This is a genomic window from Dyella sp. (assembly GCF_035503745.1).
In the GTDB taxonomy this organism is placed as follows: Bacteria; Pseudomonadota; Gammaproteobacteria; order Xanthomonadales; family Rhodanobacteraceae; genus Dyella_B.
Genome location: NZ_DATJTC010000011.1, coordinates 198,576 through 216,921 on the forward strand (window position 1 = coordinate 198,576; position 18,346 = coordinate 216,921).

Consider the following 18,346-nt stretch of genomic DNA (forward strand, 5'->3'; position numbering starts at 1 on the left):
CAACGTGAGACATGGATCCATATGTTCCGGCGGCCGCGGCGCCGCCCGGCTGGTGCTGTCCTTTTTAGCGATGGGCGTGGCTTGCGCCTATGCCACCCACAGCGATGCGGCCGGCACCATCGGCCTGCTTTCCACGCCGCAGATTACCCAGGCACCGGACAACAACCATCGCATCGTCCTCGCCGGCAACGTCTCGCCGCATGCGATCGCGGCCAATGACCAGGGCCGCGTGGAGGACACCACGGCGCTGGACCACATGCTGCTGCAACTGAAGCGTCCGGCCGAGCGCGAGCAGGCGCTTGAGACCCTGATGCAGCAACAGCTCACCAAGGGTTCGCCGAACTATCACAAGTGGCTGACCAACGCGGCGCTGGGCGAGCAATATGGCCCGGCGCAGACGGACATCGATGTGGTCGTCAGCTGGCTCACGGCGCAAGGCTTCAAGGTGAACAAGGTCTACCAGAACGGCATGACCATCGATTTCTCGGGCAACGCCGGGCAGGTGCGGCAGGCGTTCGCGACGGAGATCCATCGCTTGAACGTCAATGGCCAAAGCCATATCGGCAACATGAGCGATCCGCAGATTCCGGCGGCGTTCGCCGGCGTGGTGGAGGGCGTGGTGTCGCTCAACGACTTCCGTCCGCACGTCAACTACAAGCAGCATGTGGATTACACCTTCACCTCCGGCGGCTCCACCTACCAGGCCGTGACGCCCGCGGACCTGGCGACGATCTACAACCTCAATCCGCTGTTCAGCGCGGGCGTCAACGGTAGCGGCCAGACGATCGCGCTGATCGAAGATACCAACGTGTATGCCACCAGCGACATCACCACCTTCCGCTCCGCCTTCGGCCTGCCCGCTGCCACGTTCACCCAGGTGCATCCGGACAACTGCACCAACCCGGGCGACGTGGCCGGCAATGACGGCGAGGCGGAGCTTGACGTGGAATACGCCGGCGCGTCGGCACCGGGCGCGGCACTGGAGCTGGTGTCGTGCAAGGACACGTCCACCACGTTCGGCGGCCTGATCGCGATGCAGAACCTGCTTGAAGCCGGCAACGCACCGAAGATCTGGAGCGTGAGCTATGGCGAATGCGAAGCGGAAAACGGCGCCACGCAGAACGCGGCCTACAGCTCGGCCTATCAAAGCGCGGCCGCGCAAGGCATTTCGGTGTTCGTTTCCTCAGGCGACGAAGGCGCCGCCAGCTGCGATGCCGACCTCAGCAACGCCACGCACGGCATCGGCGTGAGCGGTTTTGCCTCCACGCCGTATAACGTGGCGGTAGGCGGCACCGATTTCGGCGACACCTATGCCGGCACCAATAGCAGCTACTGGAGTTCGACTAACAGCGCGACCTATGGCTCGGCCCTGTCGTACGTCCCGGAAATTCCGTGGAACGATTCGTGCGCCAGTGCGCTGATCGCCAGCAAATCCGGCTACGGCACGCCTTATGGCAGCAGCGGCTTCTGCAACAGCACGATCGGCAAGCAGGACTATCTGACCACCGCCTCGGGTAGCGGTGGCCCCAGCGGTTGCGCCAGCGGTTCGGCCAGCACCAGCGGGGTGGTAAGCGGAACGTGCAAGGGCTGGTCCAAGCCGTCGTGGCAGACGCTGGTGGGCAATCCGTCCGACGGCGTGCGCGATATTCCGGACGTCTCGCTGTTCGCGGCAAACGGCGTATGGGGCCACTACTACGTGTTCTGCTACGCCAACACGCGTGGCGGCGGCGTGGCCTGCACGGGTGCGCCGAGCGGCTGGGCCGGCGCGGGCGGTACCTCGTTCGCCTCGCCGATCATGGCAGGTATCCAGGCGCTGGTGGACCAGCAGAACGGCCTCACCGGCGGCGCGGGCAATCCCAATCCGGTGTACTACGCGCTGGCCAATACCGAGTACGGCTCGTCCGGCAGCAGCAGCTGCAACGCAAGCCATGGCAACACGGTGGCCAGTTCGTGCATCTTCTACGACGTGACCCAAGGCGACATGGACGTCAATTGCACCGGTTCGCACAGCTGCTACAAGCCTTCGGGCACGTACGGCGTGCTATCGACGTCAACATCCAGTTATGCCCCTGCCTACGGCTCGGGGGTGGGCTGGGACTTCGCCACCGGCATCGGCTCGGTCAATGCCTACAACCTGGTCAACAGCTCAGCGTGGTGATGGCCTGAGCCGTGGTATCCACGCGCCCCCTGGTTCGCCAGGGGGCGCTTTATTCGGGCATGCGTTCGCTGCGGCTGAAGGCTTACTTCGACTTCGACGGATGCGCGGTGAAAACGTCGGCGCCGAAGGTGTTGAGCTGATCGTCCTTGGCGTAGCCCAGGTGCTTGAAGCCGTAGATGTTTTCAAGCGTACGCAGCAAGCTGTAGTGGTTGTATTCCACATCCGACTTCGTGCCCGGCGCAATGAACGGCGATAGCAGCACCGCGCCGATCCGTCCGCCGCCCGGACCCATCTTCCCACCCGGCTGCGGACCGCCCGGCAACGGCTTTTCGTGGCAGCAGACGGTGCCGTCGTTGCCTTCGTCGAAAGTGATGATCAGCAGGCCGTCTTTCTTGAAGGCCGGCGACTGCGTGATGCGCGGCACCCAGGTCTTGAGGAACGCGTTGGCGGAAATCAGCCCGCCCGGTTGCTTGCCGTCTTTGCATGGGGCGTCATGGCCGTCATGGCAGAGGTTGGGCGTGATGTAGACCAGGTTCGGCGTGCTGTCGAGATGGGCAAGATCGTTCGCGAGGTGATCCAGATTGACCACGCGTTGGTCGCAGTATTTCTTGTCGTCGATGATGGCGTGGAAATACATGAACGGATTGTGCTTGGTCGCGTACTGGTCGTTCGGCGCGGCGTGTTCGGTGCCGTCTGCCGCGCCGATGGCCGGATGCGCGCAGGTGGCCGCTTCGCGGGCTGGATCCAGGCCCATGTCTTCCATGTACGCCTTCCAGGTGAGGCCCGCGTCGGTAAGCTGATTGGCGAGGGTGCGCACGCTCTTGGGGTAGACGCAACCGGCGCCCGGCAGCTGGCCGTTGGCGTCTGCCTTGCCGGTGGGCACGAATTGGCTATACGTACTGCAATCGGCTTGCGTGTCAGGGTTGGGTGCCTGACCGCTGATCATGGCGATGTAGTTGTCCAGGCTGTAGTGGCCGATGCCGTAATACTTGGACAGCAGCGCACCCTGTTGGGGCAGTTCGTTGGCCAGGTAGGGAGCGGGCGACTGCGGGTTGAACGTGACCTGATAGGACTCGTTCTCCAGCATGATGATGAAGACGTGGCGCACCGGCGGCAATTTCGACACCGACGCGGCCAGGCAGGTGGCCGACACGCACAGCGTGGCGATCAGCGCGGCGAAGACCGCGCAAGCGCCGAGCAGCCTGCTCCGCGCGGCGGAATGGATCGATACATAAGACATCTGCGGATTCCTTCGGTAGCGTCGAGCCACGCAAGATGCGCGGCGCGACGCTATTGCAACCGTGTTGCGCGACAGGATCAAGTCATGCGGGCGTCAGGGGCGCGGGGATGTCTAGGGCCTGTTTACACTATGGGCGTGGCCCGCGCCGCGCGGCCTGGCAAGACGGCCGGTCGCCCCGGCGCCGCGCGCAGCACGACAGGCGCGGTGTTCTGGACATCATGCCGCCCGCGAGCCACTGATCAGGATATCCCACGGGCTGAGCGCGTTTGCACGCAGGGCGCGCGTTGCGCCATGCGTGCAAACGGACATACGTCAGGCGCGGCCGTAGACGTCGTCGAAGCGGACGATGTCGTCTTCGCCCAGATAGCTGCCCGACTGCACTTCGATCAGTTCCAGGGGCACCTTGCCGGGGTTGCGTAGGCGATGCACGCTGCCGAGCGGGATATAGGTGCTCTGGTTTTCGGTGAGCAGGAACACCTTTTCGTCGCAGGTCACTTCGGCCGTGCCCGACACCACGATCCAGTGCTCGGCGCGGTGGTGGTGCTTCTGCAGGCTCAGGCTGGCGCCGGGCTTGACCACGATGCGCTTGACCTGGAAGCGGCCGCCTTCCTCCAGCGAGTCGTAGCTGCCCCACGGGCGATGCACCACGCGATGGAACGAGTGCTCGGTGCGGCCGGAGGCCTTGAGCTGGTCGACCACTTTCTTGACGTCCTGCGCGGCATCGCGATGCGCCACCAGCGTGGCGTCGGGCGTGCTGACCACGATCAGGTCGTCCACGCCGACGGTGGCGATCATGTGCCGGTCGTGCGAACGCAACAGCGAATTGCGCGTATTGACGGTGAGCGTGTCGCCTTCGCGCTGGTTGCCTTGCTCGTCGTGCTGGCCCGATAGCCACAGCGCCGACCACGAACCGATGTCGCTCCAGGCGCAGCTGACCGGAATGACCGCCGCGCGCAAGGTTTTTTCCATCACCGCGTAGTCGATGGAGTTGTCCGGCACCTTGCCGAAGGCTTCCTTGTCCACGCGTACGAAATCCAGGTCGCCGTGTCCAGTGGCGTAGGCCGTGCGCACGGCATGGAACATCTCCGGCGCGTGCTGGCCCAGTTCTTCCAGGTAGCGCGAGGCCTTGAACAGGAACATGCCCGAGTTCCAGTCGTAGCCGCCGTCCGCGACATAGGTTTCGGCCTTGGCCTGGTCGGGCTTCTCCACGAACTGGGCAACGCGGAAGGCATTGCCGCCGATCGACTCGGCGCGGCGGATGTAGCCGAAGCCGGTTTCCGGGCGGTCCGGACGAATGCCGAAGGTCACCAGCCAGCCATCGCGGGCGGCAGGCAAAGCCTGTTGCACTGCGGCAACGAAGCTCTGGGTATCGCCGATCAAATGATCGGCCGGCAACACCAGCAGCAGGGCTTCCGGATCGCGCTCCAGCGCCTTGAGCGCGCCAAGGGCAATAGCCGGCGCGGTGTTGCGCGGGGTGGGCTCCAGCACGATCGTGGCGCCCTGCGTGCCCATTTCCAGCAATTGGTCGGCGGCCAGGAAGCGATGGTCCTCGCTGGCGACCACGATCGGGGCGCTGACGTCGGGCAATTGCCGGGTACGGGCGACGGTCTGCTGGAAGAGGGTGCCGTCGCCGCTGAGCGAAAGGAATTGCTTGGGCAGGTTTCTACGCGACACCGGCCAAAGGCGTGTGCCGCTACCGCCGCTGAGAATAAGAGGAATCAACATGTTTTAAGGGATCAGTCCGTCAAAGTGTCTGGATCACGTGGCGAAGCCCCTGCCGCCAATCCGGTAAAGAATAGCCGAAGTGTCGCTGGAAGCCGGAATTGTCCAGCACGGACCAGGCCGGCCGTTTGGCTGGCGTAGGGAATTGGCCAGTGCTGATGGCGGTGATGCGGGGCGCGCGGGACAGCAGCCCGCGGGCAAGGGCTTCCTGCATGATGGCGTTGGCGAACCCGTGCCAGGTGGTGTGTCCGCTGGCGACCAGGTGGTGGGCGCCGGCAAGCGCCTGGCGCCGCTCCGGCGTGGCGGCGCGCCAGGCATCCAGTGCCGCCAGGGTGCCCTGCACGATAAGGCCGGTATCGGTGGGGCTGCCTTGCTGGTCGGCCACCACGCGCAGCTCGTCGCGCTCGGCCGCCAGGCGCAGCATGGTGCGCAGGAAATTCTGACCGTGCGCGGCGTACACCCAGGCGGTGCGCAACAGCAGATAGGCGCCGCCGCTGTCGGCCAGCGCACGTTCGCCGGCGAGTTTGCTGCGGCCGTATGCACCGATCGGAGCGGTCGGCGCATCGGTGGCATACGGTGCGTGCGCGTTGCCGTCAAAGACGTAGTCGGTGGAGTAGTGCACCACCAGCGCATCATGCGCGGCGGCCCATTCGCCCAGCACGCCGACGGCTTCGCCGTTGACGCGGGTGGCGAGCGCTTCTTCGTTTTCCGCGCGATCGACGCCGGTGTAGGCGGCGGTATTGACGATCAGGCCCGGCCGGTGGCGATCGAGCAGCGGTTTGAGCGACTGCGGTTGCGACAGGTCCGCGGTCTCGGCCGGACCGCCATCGAAACGGGTGCCGTCGCGGGTAGCCGCGATCAATGATCCGCGCCGCGCCAGGCCGCCGTCTTCGACGAAGCTGCGGCCCAACTGGCCGTTGGCGCCCAGCAGCAGGATGTTCATGGGGCGAAGGTCGGCAGCCGGTCCGCCGGCACGTCGGCCAGCAGGCGTGCTTTGGCATCCTTGTCGGAAATCAGCGGCTCGCTGATTGGCCAGTCGATGCCGATGCGCGCATCGTTCCATGCGATCGACGCATCGGCGGCGGAGTCATACAGCGCGGTGCACTGGTAGGTGAAGGTGGCCTGCTCGGAAAGTACGCAAAAGCCGTGCGCGAATCCTTCGGGAATCCACATGTGGCGATGGTTGTCGGAAGTAAGCATCACGGCGGTCCATTGCCCGAACGTAGGCGAGCCCTGGCGGATGTCGACCGCCACGTCGTAGACCTCGCCATCGAGCACGCTCACCAGTTTTCCCTGCGGATTGGGCCATTGATAATGCAGGCCGCGCAGTACGCCCCTGCTCGAACGCGACACGTTGGCCTGCACGAACTGGGCGTGGATGCCGGCCTTGGCGAACTTGCCCTGGTTGTGGCTTTCGTAGAAATAGCCGCGCGCGTCCTTGAACACCTGCGGCTCGATCACCAGCACGCCCGGCAGCGAGGTTTCGATCACTTTCATCGTTCGACGCCCTCGACACCTTGTTTTACCAGTTGGACCAGGTATTGGCCGTATCCGGTCTTCATCAATGGCGTGGCCAGCCGCATCAGCTGTTCGGCGTCGATCCAGCCGTTGAGGTAGGCGATTTCCTCCGGGCAGCACACCTTCAGACCCTGGCGGTTTTCGATGGTCTGGATGTAATTGCCCGCTTCCATCAGCGACTCGTGCGTACCGGTGTCCAGCCACGCATAGCCGCGGCCGAGCTGTTCCAGATGCAGCGAGTCGTCCTGCAGATAGCAGCGGTTGAGATCGGTGATTTCCAGCTCGCCGCGCGGCGAAGGCTTCAGTTGCGCGGCGAAATCGCACACGCGCCGGTCGTAGAAATACAGACCCGTCACGGCGTACTGCGATTTGGGCTGGCTGGGTTTTTCTTCGATGCCGACCACGCGCCCGCTCTGGTCGAATTCGGCCACGCCGTAGCGCTCCGGATCCTTCACGCGATAACCGAAAATGCTTGCGCCGTGTTCGCGCGATGCCGCGCGCCTCAAGCGTTCGGTAAGGCCCACGCCATAGAAGATGTTGTCGCCCAGCACCAGGCAGCTGGGATCGTTGCCGACGAAATCGCGGCCGATCAAAAACGCCTGTGCCAACCCGTCGGGAGAGGGCTGCACCGCATAGCGGATATCGATGCCCCACTGCGAGCCGTCGCCGAGCAGGCGCTGGAACAAGGCCTGTTCGTGGGGCGTGTTGATCATCAGCACATCGCGGATGCCGGCGAGCATCAGGATGGACAGCGGGTAATACACCATCGGCTTGTCGTAGATCGGCAGCAACTGCTTGCTCACCGCTTGCGTGATCGGATAAAGCCGCGTGCCGGAACCGCCGGCGAGGATGATGCCCTTGCGCTGACTCATACGCCCAGACGCTCCATGCGGTAGCTGCCGTCGAGTACGCGTTGTACCCACGGCTGGTTGGAAAGGTACCAGTCGACTGTTTGCGCGATGCCGGTTTCGAACGTCAGGGACGGTTGCCAGCCCAGTTCGCGCTGCAGCTTGCCTGCATCGATGGCGTAGCGGCGGTCGTGCCCGGGACGGTCTTTCACGAAAGTGATCAGCGTCTGGTGCTTGCGCCCGCCGTCCAGCGGATGCCGATCGTCCAGCAGTGCGCAGATCGCCTTGACGACCTCGATGTTCGTGCGCTCGGCGTTGCCGCCCACGTTGTAGGTATCGCCCACGGTGCCAGCCTGGAGTACACGCCGGATCGCCGCGCAATGGTCGCCCACGAACAGCCAGTCGCGCACGTTAAGGCCGTCGCCATAGACCGGCAGGGGTGACGCGGCAAGCGCTTTCTGGATCACCAGCGGAATGAGTTTTTCGGGGAACTGACACGGCCCGTAATTGTTGGAGCAATTCGTGGTAAGCGTGGGCAGGCCGTAGGTATGGTGGAACGCGCGCACCAGATGATCGGACGCGGCCTTGGACGCCGAATACGGCGAATTGGGCGCGTAAGGTGTGGTTTCGGTGAAGCGTCCGTTCGCGCCGAGCGAGCCGTAGACTTCATCGGTAGACACATGCAGGAAACGAAACGCGGCGCCGGCCGCCTCCGGCAGCGCCTTCCAGTAATCGCGCGCGCATTCCAGCAGCGCAAGCGTGCCCACGACATTGGTGTGGACGAACGCCGCCGGGCCGTCGATCGATCGATCCACGTGCGACTCGGCTGCGAAATTGACAATGGCATCGGGCTTGAATTGGGCCAGCAGCTGCCCGACCAGCGCCCTGTCGCCAATGTCGCCCTGCACAAAGTGGTGGTTCGCGTTCCCGTGCAAGCTGGTCAGCGTATCGAGATTGCCGGCGTAGGTGAGTTTGTCCAGATTGACGACACGCAAGCCGTCGGCGACGGCCTTCAGGACGAAATTGGCGCCGATGAATCCGGCTCCGCCGCTTACGAGCAGTGTCTGCATGAATGACTCCAACGTGGTCGCGCCGATTATGCCTTACCGCCAAGCCAGAGGGCTTGGCCAGGCGCGGGCCCTGTTGCCAGGACTGTGCTCGGCCCCTCATATAAGTTACTGTTTACCCAAGGCAGTAGCGCTGGAGCGCGCAGGGTGCCCGGCGCCGTGGGTCGGCGTTCGTTCCATGGAGGTTGCATCGATGGCTCGGCGCCCGGGATCGGTTTGGCGTGGAGCTGCTGGCATGGGAGAGCGAAGACGCATGATAGTCAAAAGCCATGACATAGCAGGCATCGACGACGCCAACGCGCCCGATTGGCGCCTGCTGGCCGCACAGCGGTTGACCCGGCTCACCGACAGCGAGCACGCCTGCGGTGAACTGCAGCAGCAGGTCGAACGATTGCGGCAGGAGCAGCATCAGTTGCTTGCCGACTTGCATGGGCACAAGCAGGCGCTGGCAAGCTGCCATGAAGAACTCTCCCGCCTGCGTCCGATCGGAAAATCCTGGGCGGCTACGGCATGGCATGTCGTGGAATGGGTGCGCAGACCCACCCGTTGGCTCAAGTGGCTGGCCGGTATTCGCGCACTGCGCCGCCTCATGGGCCTGGTGTTGAGGCTGGCGCCGGGGTTGCGCGCACGCCTGATGACAAAGCTTGGATTGACCTGAAGGCTCGCGATGCGTTGAGCGGCCAGGCGGTGTTCCACCGCGTCGAACATCGGTTTCCTCAGGCCGGCATGTCAGCCTGGCTCTGGTTGACGGGGATCGCGCGCTCGATGCTGACCTTCGCGTCCAGCCAATTGCAGCCGACAAAATTCTCCTGCCTGGTGTTGAACACATGCAGCATCAGTGCCTTGTCGCGCCATTCGTAATTTTTGTCGATGTGCGAATCCTCGCGCGAAAGCGATAGCGCCACCGCGTAGCTGCCCTTGCCCAGGCGCGCGGGAAAATCGAAGCAGATCGTGGCTTCCTCGTCAGCGGCCATATTGGTGATGGGTTGCTCAAGACGGTGTGTGTTGATGCCGTAAACGCAAAGGCCCAGCCGATCGGTGATCATGAAGCCGAGCACGACGCGGTCCACCGCCACGTGGGCCTTGATACGAACCTCCAGGCGTACGGCCTGGCCCGTTTCGATCGACTGCAGGGTTTGTCCGCGCGTGTCGGTCATGCGCACGCCGGTGATCGACGCCTCGCCGGTACCCGAAATCGTCGCTACGCTGCCGTCCGGCTGCGTGACGCGCCGGATGTGCTGGTGATCGCGCTCGGCCATCAGGGCGTTGTAGTAGTCCAGCACCTGGACCGGATCGCCTTCCATGCGCATGCGGCCGGCATCGAGCAGGATCGCGCGATCGCAAACGGTCTGAATCGCATAGCGATCGTGCGAAACGATCAGCAAGGTGGTGCCGGCCATGCGGAACTGGCGGATGCGGTCGAAGCTTTTGTGTTGAAAATAGGCGTCGCCGACAGACAGCGCTTCATCCACGATCAGGATATCGGGGCGGCGCGCGGTGGCCACGCTGAATGCCAGACGCATCTGCATGCCGCTGGAATATGTGCGCACGGGCTGGTCGATATAGTCGCCGATTTCGGCGAAATCCTCGATCTGGGGCATCAGCGCCTGGATCTCGCTCACCGACAGCCCGAGCAGCTGGCCGCCCATCATGACGTTCTGCCGGCCGGTGAAGTCCGGATGAAAGCCCATGCCCAATTCCAGCATGGCCGCGACGCGGCCTTCGAGCGCCACCGATCCGCAACTGGGGCGCACCGTGCCGGTGATGATCTTCAGCAGCGTGCTTTTGCCAGCGCCGTTGCTGCCGACGATGCCCACCGCTTCGCCTGCACCGATGCTGAAATTAATGTCTTGCAGTACCCAGTGCGGGTGATGGCGCGGCTTGCCGAACGGGATCAGCCACTCGGCCAGGCGCGACCACTGGCTGGCGTAGGTCTTGTAGGCCTTGCCCAGGTCGTTGACGCGAATAACGCCCATTACAGCTCATCCACCATATCGCCGGCATGCCGGCGGAACAATATCAACGCCAACACGCAGAACACGGCCGCCAGCACCGCGACATGCCACAGGCCATGCCAGTCCGGAGCCTTGCCATACACGTAAATGGTTTGATACGCCTGCGCCAGGGTAGTAGCCGGATTCAAGCCGATCCACGACCTCGCCCACGCAGGCAGCGTCGCTACCGAATAGACGATCGGCGTGAACCAGAACCAGAACTGCAGCAGGATGCCGATGAACTGCCCCACGTCGCGGAAAAACACGTTGAGAACGCCCGCGACGGTGCCGATGCCCGCGGCAAGCGCGATCTGGATGAACAGCACCGGCAACGTGCACAGCGCCACCATGCCGGGAAAACTGTGCGAAACCAGCAGAAACAGCACGAACAGCGTAAAGGTAATGCCGAAGTTCACCAGCGCGTTGATGACCGTGATGATCGGCAGGCAGATGCGCGGGAAGTTGAGCTTCTTGATCAGGTTGCCGTTCTCCAGGAACACGTTTTGCCCGCGTTGCAGGATTTCTGCGAACAAGCCCCAGGTGAGCAGGCCCGCGCACAGAAACACGCTGTAGGCATAGGCGCGATCGATGCCCGGCAGCTTGGCGCGCATCAGTTCGGAAAACACCACCGTGTAAACCGTGATCATCGCCAGCGGCTGCAGGATGGTCCAGGCCGCGCCGAGCAGGGAGTTGCGATAGCGCGCCTGGAATTCGCGCTTGACGCTTCCGAAAATGAAGCCGCGGTAATTCCACAGCGCGCGGGTCATGCTGAGGCTCATGTCGCGTAGGTTCCGGTCAGGCAGGTTTATGGGCAACGATCACCTGGCTTTTGGGCATGAACTGATCCAGCTTGCGCTTGAGTTCATGGCCGTTGGGCATGTCCATCAGCGCGCGCCACGCTTCGGTCCAGTGGTCCAGAACCGGATGCGCCGGTTGCTCCAGATCCACTCCGCAAGCCCAGAACATGGCCCACCAGATGGACCAGAAGAAACCGTAGTAGGTTACCTCGTCGATCACCAGCCCGGCTTGCGTAACCAAATCGGAGAACTCCTGCCGCTCGATGACCCGGATGTGATTGGGTTTTTGGAAATAGCTGGGCGGCGCGACATGCTTTTGCAGGTTCTCCTGCAGCGGGTCCGGGACGCTGATCAGATAGCGCGCGCCGGGCTTGCCGATGCGCACCAGTTCGCGCATCAGTTGCGCCGGATCGTCCACATGTTCGAGCACTTCCGTGCACATCACGCGCGTGGCGATCGCGTCCTTGAGCGGCAACGGGTTGCCGTCGCTGACGTGGGTTTCCACGTTGTCCGGGCGAATGGTGCGGAGCCTCGCGATGGCGGTGGCGATGGCTTCCTTGTCCGTGTCGGCCAGGACCACCTTCGCGCCGCGCCGCAGGCAGAATGCGGAGTTGCCGCCGTCGCCGCAGCCCACGTCGACCACGACGTCGCTTTCGCCGATCGGTATGCCGCGAAAAATTTCGTTCGTATCGTTCTGGAACCAGCCGCTGAGGAACGCATCTTTGAGGCCCGCGCCACGGGAGCCGGACAGGTCGTTCCAATTGCGCTGCTCGCAGCCTGTCGCGCTCGCCGCATCGTTCGAAGAAGACTTCGATGACAATCCCAGCAGCTTCTTGGTGATGCTCGACATGTCTGTTGTTCTCCTGCCCCGTCAAGATACCCAGGGGCGCTTCCGCGACGTTGGGCAAGTAGGGATTATGCGCTGATTGCAGCCCGGTTATCAGGGTCGTCCGACGCGGGAATGTTCGCGGCATCGGCCTGGTTCTTGCGGCGCGCAAGGAATTGCCTGGCAACCTCGCGGCCATGGCGCCGAAGTGGCTGTTCGACATAACGAAAATTCAGCGCCGCCGTTACCGCGATCAGGACGGCTGCGGCCGCGCTGAGCTGCCACGCGGGGGCGTGCTGGATGCCGAGGCGGAAACAGTATTCGCGCAGCAGGAAAAAGATCGGGACGTGGCACAAGTAGATCGCGTAGGACCGGTTTCCCACCCACACCAGCGCGCGCTTGAGCCAGCCTTGCCGGACAAGGTAGTTCGCATTGTAGGAGGCCATCCAGACCAGCACCGTGGCGATGATGGCGATCCCGCCGATGGTGTATGAAGAATGCTTTGGATTGAGCTTCGCCAACAACGCCATGCCCGACAGTGCAAGCACCAGCAGCGCGGCGCCGCTTCCCCGCAGGTGCCCCAGGATGCGCGGCTCGATCCGGGTGTAGAAGACGGTCCTGCTTGCCATGGCGAGTAAAACCCCAAGGCCGAGCGCGTCGGTGCGAAATTGCATCATCATGATGGACCGATCCATGGGCAGCTGGATCGCCAATAGAATGGCCAGCACCCATGGGAAATAGCGCCGCAAACAGACAACCAGCCAAGGCAGTACAAGATAGAACTGTTCCTCCAGCGACAGGCTCCAATAGACGAAGCTTGCACCGTAGAAATATCGAAATATGCTTTGGCCAAATCGAATATTGGCGACATTGAAGACGCCGGCGGCGGTGGCCATCAGGTTGGCGTGAACGCTTTGGAACGCGCCGCTGCGGTTGGCCACGATCGAGGCGAGCAGCATCAGTGCGAGCCATAGCCAGGCCGAAGGCAGCAGGCGCCACGCGCGTCGGATCCAGAAGGCGGCGATCACCTGCCATTGCGTGGACATGTTGCCGGACGCGGCTGCCAATGGCGGCAGCAGGCTGCGTGCGATGACGAAGCCGGAAATGGCGAAGAACAAATCTACGCCACACCACGTTTGAACATACTGAGACAGGCGGGTCAGCAGCGGCAGGTTCGGATAGAACAAATTGCCCTGCATGTGATGAATCACCACTCCGATCACGGCCAGCGCGCGCAGGCATTCGATGTCGGTATTGGGAGACGGCGCGGTTTGCGCCGGGCTTGCGCTGCGCATGGTGGCCATCAGGCGATTTGCTTGGCCTGCCCGATGCACTGTCCCGCCAGCAGTTGCTTGAAGCGGGAACGGGCGACATCCATGGAGCAATAGCGTTTCAATGACTGGCGCGCGGAGTGGCTCATGTTCTTGTAGGTTTCCGGTTCATGCTTGGCTACGTGGTAGCTGTTGCGGAAGGCGTTGACCAGCGAGCCATAGTGAATGCGCTGACGCAAGGTTCGATACACCTGCCGCGGATCCTGCGGCCAGCATCCTATTTCCTCGGACGAGTCCACGACAAAGGCGCAATGATCGTCGATGTAGTCGAGCATGGAAGTGTGGCGAGGCGCAACGGCGGGCTTGCCCGACGACATGTATTCCATCAACGGCAAGCATTGGCCTTCGCCATGCGAGGTATTCAGCGCATAGGTCGTGCAGCGGATGAGGTCATTGTAGGCCTCGTCGGAAAGGTAGGCATGGATGAGCACCACGCGGCACTTCAGCCGGCCCATCTGGTGGATTTGCTGCAGCAGGTCAGGCACGACCTCGTTGGCGTCGCGATGGGTCAGCTTGAGCAGCAGCGTTGCGTCTTCCCTCTCGCGCAACGCCTCGCAGAAAGCGCTGATCATGATGCGCCAGTTCTTGCGCCCGTCCTGCGGATTGAAGATGGCGGTGTACACCACGCCTTCCAGCTGCATCGTCACCGGCCCGTCGGCCTGGCCCGGCGGGAGCGGGACGTCGCGCGATGGGATGGATTTCAAGGCGCTCAGCCGATAAGGCGTCAGATCCACCTCGCTGCAGTCGATCGCCAGCCCCTGGAACGCGAGGCACCGGAGCCCGCTGTGCGTGGCGTGGTGGCGCTGCATGCGGTCCCACAGCGGCGCGGGTATGCATGCGATGGGAAAGTTCGGTCCCAGCACCGCGCGGGTGCGTTCGGCGACAAAGCTGGAGTGGGTGATGGCATTGCCCAGCCGTGCCAGCACGCGCGTCCAGTCGTTGCGCGGGCGTCCCCGGAATGCCTCGTTCGGCAGATTGTCGTATTCCCAGGCAAACACCGGGATAGTGGGGCAGTTGAGCCGGAGCGGTGTCTTGCCTGGCGGCATGAAGCACAGAAACAGGCACGGTTCGGCGCGCGCCACGCAGGATGCGTAGATCGCGTCGACCTCCTGTTCGGGGTCGGCGATGTCGATGACTTTGCCAAATTCGTGCAACAGGGGCATGAATTCGCGGATGACGAAGCGATAGCTGTATTCCGGGCATCCAAGCCGCGTTACCAGGTCCTTATCGGCCGTGCTGGTGTAGACGAGCAGTATCATGATTGCATACCCAGGGTATGCATGGCGGGTGCCTGCTGCCGTTCGTGCTGCGCCATCAGACCTGACGTGACGATATCGCGCAGAAATTGCTGGATCTCGATCTTGATGGCGTCAGGGCCGCAATGCGCGCGTGCGCGCGTGCGTGCCAGATGGCCCATCGCAAGATAGGTTGCCGGCTCCTTGCGGGCCACTGCATAGCTTTTATGGTATGCCTCCACCAAGGATTGCCAATCGATCTGATGCCACCAGGTGCGATAGATGTCCTGATCGCCGTGCGGCCACACTCTCGGCGTGCCAGGCATGCTGCGCACCACCAAAGCACTGTCGCCCTGGACCAGGTCGCCCAGTGCCGTATGCGCCGGTGCGATGACGGGTATGCCAGCCGCCATGAAGTCAGCCGCGTGACGACAGCTTGCGCTCGCGCAGGAAGCGCTGACGTAGTAAGTGGTGGCGTGGATAAGCGCGGCGTATTCGTCGGCCGAAGGCATGCCGTAGATGGCCAGCACCCGGCATTTGAGCGGGGATAGCTTGCTCAGCTCCGAGACCAGCTTGGCCTGGCAGGATTCCAGCGCCGGATCGTCGATGACAAGCAGCAAGGTGGCGTCTGCGACATCACGGAAGCTCCAGCCAAATCCGGTAACGACGTCGACCCAGTTGTCCTGCTCCAGCGACATCGAGAGCACGGCGGTATACACGATGCCGCGCAGGCGCGTGCGGATGTACACGATGGGTGGCATACGCCAGCTGCAGGGCAGCGGTTCACTGGACCACAGGTCGCCGGAATCATTCATCGCCGGATTTTCCGCCGCGACGCTGTGAACATGCCGTGCAATCTGATCCAGGGGCGGCAGGTCGATCGCGTCGGAAGGATCAAACGCCGGGGTATCGTCCTCTTCGTCGCAGACGATGGCATCGACGTCCAGGCCCATGTGCTCGCTATCGCCTACCGAGCCGCGGATGGACAGCATCGACCTGCGGCCCGCATGCGGAAGGGCGCGGAAGCAGGAGGATTGATCCTTCACGCTCGCACTCAGCGGCCAATGCACCGCAGCGACCGGATACATCGCCCCCATGCTTCGCCGCACGATGTCGCGTGCATGGGAGGAAAGCACGATGGCGCCAGCGGCCTTCGATAGCGCAAAGCGCCAATCGTGCCGCGGATCGTCCAGCCAGCACTGTTCTTCGATGCGCTCGGGAATGTCGGCGTATTCCCAGCCAAATACCGGCACGACCGGACACGCCAGGGTAATGGGCAGCAAATGGGGCGGCGCAAAGGAGAACAGCACGCAGGCGCGGTTTTCCTGGACGCATTGCCAGTAGATCGGCTCGGCTTGTTCGGGGCATTCGACCTCGATCACTTCGCCCAGCTGGCGCATGATCCGGGAAAAGGCCTGCAACAACGAAAAGCCGTTCTTATCGACTATGCCCGATAGTTCTTCGGTGCCGTAAAAATGTGCTGGCGCATACACGATGAATTTCATACGGCTCCGCTCAAGATCTTCGGACTTTACCTTGTCAATTAAGGCCGGCGATGCTCATAACTTTGCACCACCGCCGCCGCTTAGGAACGCTGCGGTGCAAGAGCGGATGCGGTGCCCCCGTCGGCATCAAACGCGAAACGTTTCAAACGGTTCGGGCGCGCGTGGACCGCAGAATCAAGGGTGCGCGCCAGTGCTTGGTCCGCGATCTGTGTGCCGGTTCCCGATCCGGTTTCGGTGGGGGCTTGTCCTGACCGGCGACGGGGGCCTGATCGCCTGCTCCGGTGGCGCAAGATATCGAGCCGCCCTGCAGTGCTGATGTTGCTTTGCAGCATGGATGGGATGCCAGATCTTGCATCCGCAAGATGCTGCGACGGACTTTGGCCCATGGCCGGCCTGGGGCAGGCGGCACTCCCTAGCAAATGTCCTTAGGTTTATTCATCGCTGTGAATGGGCGGCCATACATGCGCGTATGGGCTGTGCCTAGTTTTGCGTCAAGGCTGAAGCTTCGCTTGCCGGGGCGGCGCTTGATGGCCGGCGTCCTCGGTAATACTTGCCCTAGCAGGTTAAGATAACACCTTTAACCCGTACACAGGCTCAACCCTTACGCCATGGCAATCTCCAAAAGCCGCAGCAAGACCCGCGCACTGGGCTTGGGCACGCGCGCCATCCACGCCGGGCAGCATCCTGACCCGAGCACGGGCGCGATCATGACCCCGATCTACGCCACCTCGACCTACGTGCAGGAGAGTCCCGGCAAGCACAAGGGCTACGAATACTCGCGCACCCAGAATCCCACGCGCATGGCCTATGAGCGCTGCGTGGCCGAACTGGAAGGTGGCGTGGCCGGCTTCGCCTTTGCCTCGGGCCTCGCCGCGGCGGCCACGGTGCTGGACCTGCTCGATTCGGGCAGCCATGTGATCGCCATGGACGATCTGTATGGCGGCAGCTACCGCCTGTTCGAGCGCGTGCGTCGCCGTTCGGCCGGGCTGGATTTCAGCTTCATCGACCTGAACGACACTGCCGCTTTGAAAGCGGCCTTGAAGCCCAATACCCGCATGATCTGGGCGGAAACGCCGACCAACCCGATGCTCAAGCTCGTCGACCTGACCAAGGTGGCGGCCTTTGCGAAAAAGCATGGGTTGATCCTGGTGGTCGACAACACGTTCTGTTCCCCGATGATCCAGCGTCCGCTCGAGCTGGGCGCGGATCTGGTACTCCATTCAGCGACCAAGTACCTCAACGGCCATTCGGACATGGTGGGTGGCGTGGTCGTCGCGGGTACCCGCGAGCTGGCCGAGCAGATGGCTTTTGTACAGAACTCGGTCGGCGCCGTGGCCGGGCCTTTCGACTCCTTCCTGGCCATGCGCGGCCTGAAGACCCTGCACCTTCGCATGAAGGCCCATTGCGAGGGCGCCATGCAGCTGGCCCACTGGCTGGAACAGCATCCAGCGGTCGAGCGCGTGATCTATCCAGGCCTCAAGAGCCACCCGCAGCATGCGCTGGCCCGCCGCCAGATGAACGGCTTTGGCGGCATCATCAGCGCCGAAATCAAGGGTGGCCTGAAGAAAGCCCGACGTGTGTTGGAACGTTGCGAGCTGTTCGCGCTGGCCGAATCGCTTGGCGGCGTCGAAAGCCTGATCGAGCATCCGGCTATCATGACGCACGCTTCGGTGCCTGCGGCCAATCGCAAGCGCTTGGGTATCAGCGATGGGTTGATCCGACTGTCCGTGGGTGTAGAGGACATAGCTGATTTGAAGGGCGAACTGGCGGCCGCGTTGAAGTAACTGCCAAGGGACCCATGGCTTATGGGATTTGGACGCATGGAGGGCCGGTGCAAGCTTTACGAGGCTTGAGCCGGTTATTTCCCGTTTCAGGGCGCAGGAGCGGGCATGGTGACGGGGATCGCTGCAGGGCTTGTCCAGCAAGGTTGCCGCAACCGTAAGTAATTGTGGCAATCGCAGGGGTCTAAGGCGGCTTGCCGGCGATCCTGGCTTGGCAAATCATCGCGACACAAGCCCCAGGGAGACGGCCCTTCGATTGGAGGAAGCCGGGCGCCAGGGAATCTGGCAAGGGCTGATGGTTTGGGTATCGCGTTATCGCAACCG

Annotated in this window: 15 protein-coding genes; 3 read left to right on the forward strand and 12 right to left on the reverse strand. The window is 63.0% G+C overall.

Annotated features, from left to right (window positions below; genetic code table 11):
• Positions 1-4: 4 nt before the first annotated feature.
• On the forward strand, positions 5-2,158 hold the full coding sequence (locus tag VME63_RS04765; RefSeq protein WP_325430785.1) for a S53 family peptidase: 2,154 nt from the start codon (positions 5-7) through the stop codon (positions 2,156-2,158).
• An 82-nt stretch (positions 2,159-2,240) separates the two neighbouring features.
• Here the strand turns inward: VME63_RS04765 and VME63_RS04770 are convergent, their stop codons facing one another.
• The 6 genes from VME63_RS04770 to rfbB form a co-directional block, all read right to left on the reverse strand.
• Positions 2,241-3,398 carry an alkaline phosphatase family protein gene (locus tag VME63_RS04770; RefSeq protein WP_325430787.1) on the reverse strand — a complete coding sequence of 386 codons (1,158 nt, stop codon included), beginning with the start codon at positions 3,396-3,398 and terminating at the stop codon, positions 2,241-2,243.
• A 312-nt stretch (positions 3,399-3,710) separates the two neighbouring features.
• Positions 3,711-5,123, reverse strand: a complete 1,413-nt coding sequence (locus VME63_RS04775) for a mannose-1-phosphate guanylyltransferase/mannose-6-phosphate isomerase (RefSeq protein WP_325430789.1) — start codon at positions 5,121-5,123, stop codon at positions 3,711-3,713.
• A gap of 19 nt (positions 5,124-5,142) precedes the next feature.
• Positions 5,143-6,063: a dTDP-4-dehydrorhamnose reductase gene (gene rfbD, locus VME63_RS04780; RefSeq protein ID WP_325430791.1), complete on the reverse strand. Its 921-nt coding sequence runs from the start codon at positions 6,061-6,063 to the stop codon at positions 5,143-5,145.
• Positions 6,060-6,617, reverse strand: coding sequence for a dTDP-4-dehydrorhamnose 3,5-epimerase (gene rfbC / locus VME63_RS04785; RefSeq protein ID WP_325430793.1), 558 nt, complete (start codon positions 6,615-6,617; stop codon positions 6,060-6,062). Before rfbC ends, rfbD begins: the two co-directional genes overlap by 4 nt.
• Positions 6,614-7,510 (reverse strand): glucose-1-phosphate thymidylyltransferase RfbA, encoded by an 897-nt coding sequence (gene rfbA, locus VME63_RS04790; RefSeq protein WP_325430794.1) that lies wholly within the window; start codon positions 7,508-7,510, stop codon positions 6,614-6,616. Before rfbA ends, rfbC begins: the two co-directional genes overlap by 4 nt.
• Entirely contained in the window at positions 7,507-8,556 is a 1,050-nt protein-coding gene (gene rfbB, locus VME63_RS04795) for a dTDP-glucose 4,6-dehydratase (RefSeq protein ID WP_325430796.1), read from the reverse strand. Before rfbB ends, rfbA begins: the two co-directional genes overlap by 4 nt.
• A 250-nt stretch (positions 8,557-8,806) precedes the next feature.
• On the opposite strand from rfbB, the gene VME63_RS04800 reads away from it, so the two are divergent.
• Entirely contained in the window at positions 8,807-9,211 is a 405-nt protein-coding gene (locus tag VME63_RS04800) for a hypothetical protein (RefSeq protein ID WP_325430798.1), read from the forward strand.
• Between the two features lie 58 nt (positions 9,212-9,269).
• On the opposite strand, the gene VME63_RS04805 is transcribed toward VME63_RS04800, so the two are convergent.
• The 6 genes from VME63_RS04805 to VME63_RS04830 all read right to left on the reverse strand — a co-directional run bounded on the left by VME63_RS04805 (position 9,270) and on the right by VME63_RS04830 (position 16,241).
• Positions 9,270-10,529 (reverse strand): ABC transporter ATP-binding protein, encoded by a 1,260-nt coding sequence (locus VME63_RS04805; protein WP_325430799.1) that lies wholly within the window; start codon positions 10,527-10,529, stop codon positions 9,270-9,272.
• Positions 10,529-11,326 (reverse strand): ABC transporter permease, encoded by a 798-nt coding sequence (locus tag VME63_RS04810; protein ID WP_325430801.1) that lies wholly within the window; start codon positions 11,324-11,326, stop codon positions 10,529-10,531. Before VME63_RS04810 ends, VME63_RS04805 begins: the two co-directional genes overlap by 1 nt.
• Before the next feature lie 16 nt (positions 11,327-11,342).
• Positions 11,343-12,194 carry a class I SAM-dependent methyltransferase gene (locus VME63_RS04815; protein WP_325430803.1) on the reverse strand — a complete coding sequence of 284 codons (852 nt, stop codon included), beginning with the start codon at positions 12,192-12,194 and terminating at the stop codon, positions 11,343-11,345.
• Positions 12,195-12,259: 65 nt separating this feature from the next.
• Complete coding sequence (locus VME63_RS04820) at positions 12,260-13,474, reverse strand: acyltransferase (protein ID WP_325430805.1); 1,215 nt, start codon at positions 13,472-13,474, stop codon at positions 12,260-12,262.
• Entirely contained in the window at positions 13,474-14,760 is a 1,287-nt protein-coding gene (locus tag VME63_RS04825; RefSeq protein ID WP_325430807.1) for a glycosyltransferase, read from the reverse strand. The genes VME63_RS04820 and VME63_RS04825 overlap by 1 nt, the downstream gene beginning before the upstream one ends.
• A complete protein-coding gene (locus VME63_RS04830) occupies positions 14,757-16,241 on the reverse strand; it encodes a hypothetical protein (RefSeq protein WP_325430809.1) in 1,485 nt (494 codons plus the stop codon). The genes VME63_RS04825 and VME63_RS04830 overlap by 4 nt, the downstream gene beginning before the upstream one ends.
• A 608-nt stretch (positions 16,242-16,849) precedes the next feature.
• On the opposite strand from VME63_RS04830, the gene VME63_RS04835 reads away from it, so the two are divergent.
• On the forward strand, positions 16,850-18,025 hold the full coding sequence (locus VME63_RS04835) for a PLP-dependent aspartate aminotransferase family protein (protein ID WP_325430811.1): 1,176 nt from the start codon (positions 16,850-16,852) through the stop codon (positions 18,023-18,025).
• Positions 18,026-18,346 lie beyond the last annotated feature (321 nt).

What these genes read in the sequence shown, in the direction of transcription:
- VME63_RS04770 (WP_325430787.1), bottom strand. Translation starts at nt 3,398, where the DNA reads ATGTCTTATGTATCGATCCATTCCGCCGCGCGGAGCAGGCTGCTCGGC.
- VME63_RS04775 (WP_325430789.1), bottom strand. Translation starts at nt 5,123, where the DNA reads ATGTTGATTCCTCTTATTCTCAGCGGCGGTAGCGGCACACGCCTTTGG.
- rfbD (WP_325430791.1), bottom strand. Translation starts at nt 6,063, where the DNA reads ATGAACATCCTGCTGCTGGGCGCCAACGGCCAGTTGGGCCGCAGCTTC.
- rfbC (WP_325430793.1), bottom strand. Translation starts at nt 6,617, where the DNA reads ATGAAAGTGATCGAAACCTCGCTGCCGGGCGTGCTGGTGATCGAGCCG.
- rfbA (WP_325430794.1), bottom strand. Translation starts at nt 7,510, where the DNA reads ATGAGTCAGCGCAAGGGCATCATCCTCGCCGGCGGTTCCGGCACGCGG.
- rfbB (WP_325430796.1), bottom strand. Translation starts at nt 8,556, where the DNA reads ATGCAGACACTGCTCGTAAGCGGCGGAGCCGGATTCATCGGCGCCAAT.
- VME63_RS04800 (WP_325430798.1), top strand. Translation starts at nt 8,807, where the DNA reads ATGATAGTCAAAAGCCATGACATAGCAGGCATCGACGACGCCAACGCG.
- VME63_RS04805 (WP_325430799.1), bottom strand. Translation starts at nt 10,529, where the DNA reads ATGGGCGTTATTCGCGTCAACGACCTGGGCAAGGCCTACAAGACCTAC.
- VME63_RS04810 (WP_325430801.1), bottom strand. Translation starts at nt 11,326, where the DNA reads ATGAGCCTCAGCATGACCCGCGCGCTGTGGAATTACCGCGGCTTCATT.
- VME63_RS04815 (WP_325430803.1), bottom strand. Translation starts at nt 12,194, where the DNA reads ATGTCGAGCATCACCAAGAAGCTGCTGGGATTGTCATCGAAGTCTTCT.
- VME63_RS04820 (WP_325430805.1), bottom strand. Translation starts at nt 13,474, where the DNA reads ATGGCCACCATGCGCAGCGCAAGCCCGGCGCAAACCGCGCCGTCTCCC.
- VME63_RS04825 (WP_325430807.1), bottom strand. Translation starts at nt 14,760, where the DNA reads ATGATACTGCTCGTCTACACCAGCACGGCCGATAAGGACCTGGTAACG.
- VME63_RS04830 (WP_325430809.1), bottom strand. Translation starts at nt 16,241, where the DNA reads ATGAAATTCATCGTGTATGCGCCAGCACATTTTTACGGCACCGAAGAA.
- VME63_RS04835 (WP_325430811.1), top strand. Translation starts at nt 16,850, where the DNA reads ATGGCAATCTCCAAAAGCCGCAGCAAGACCCGCGCACTGGGCTTGGGC.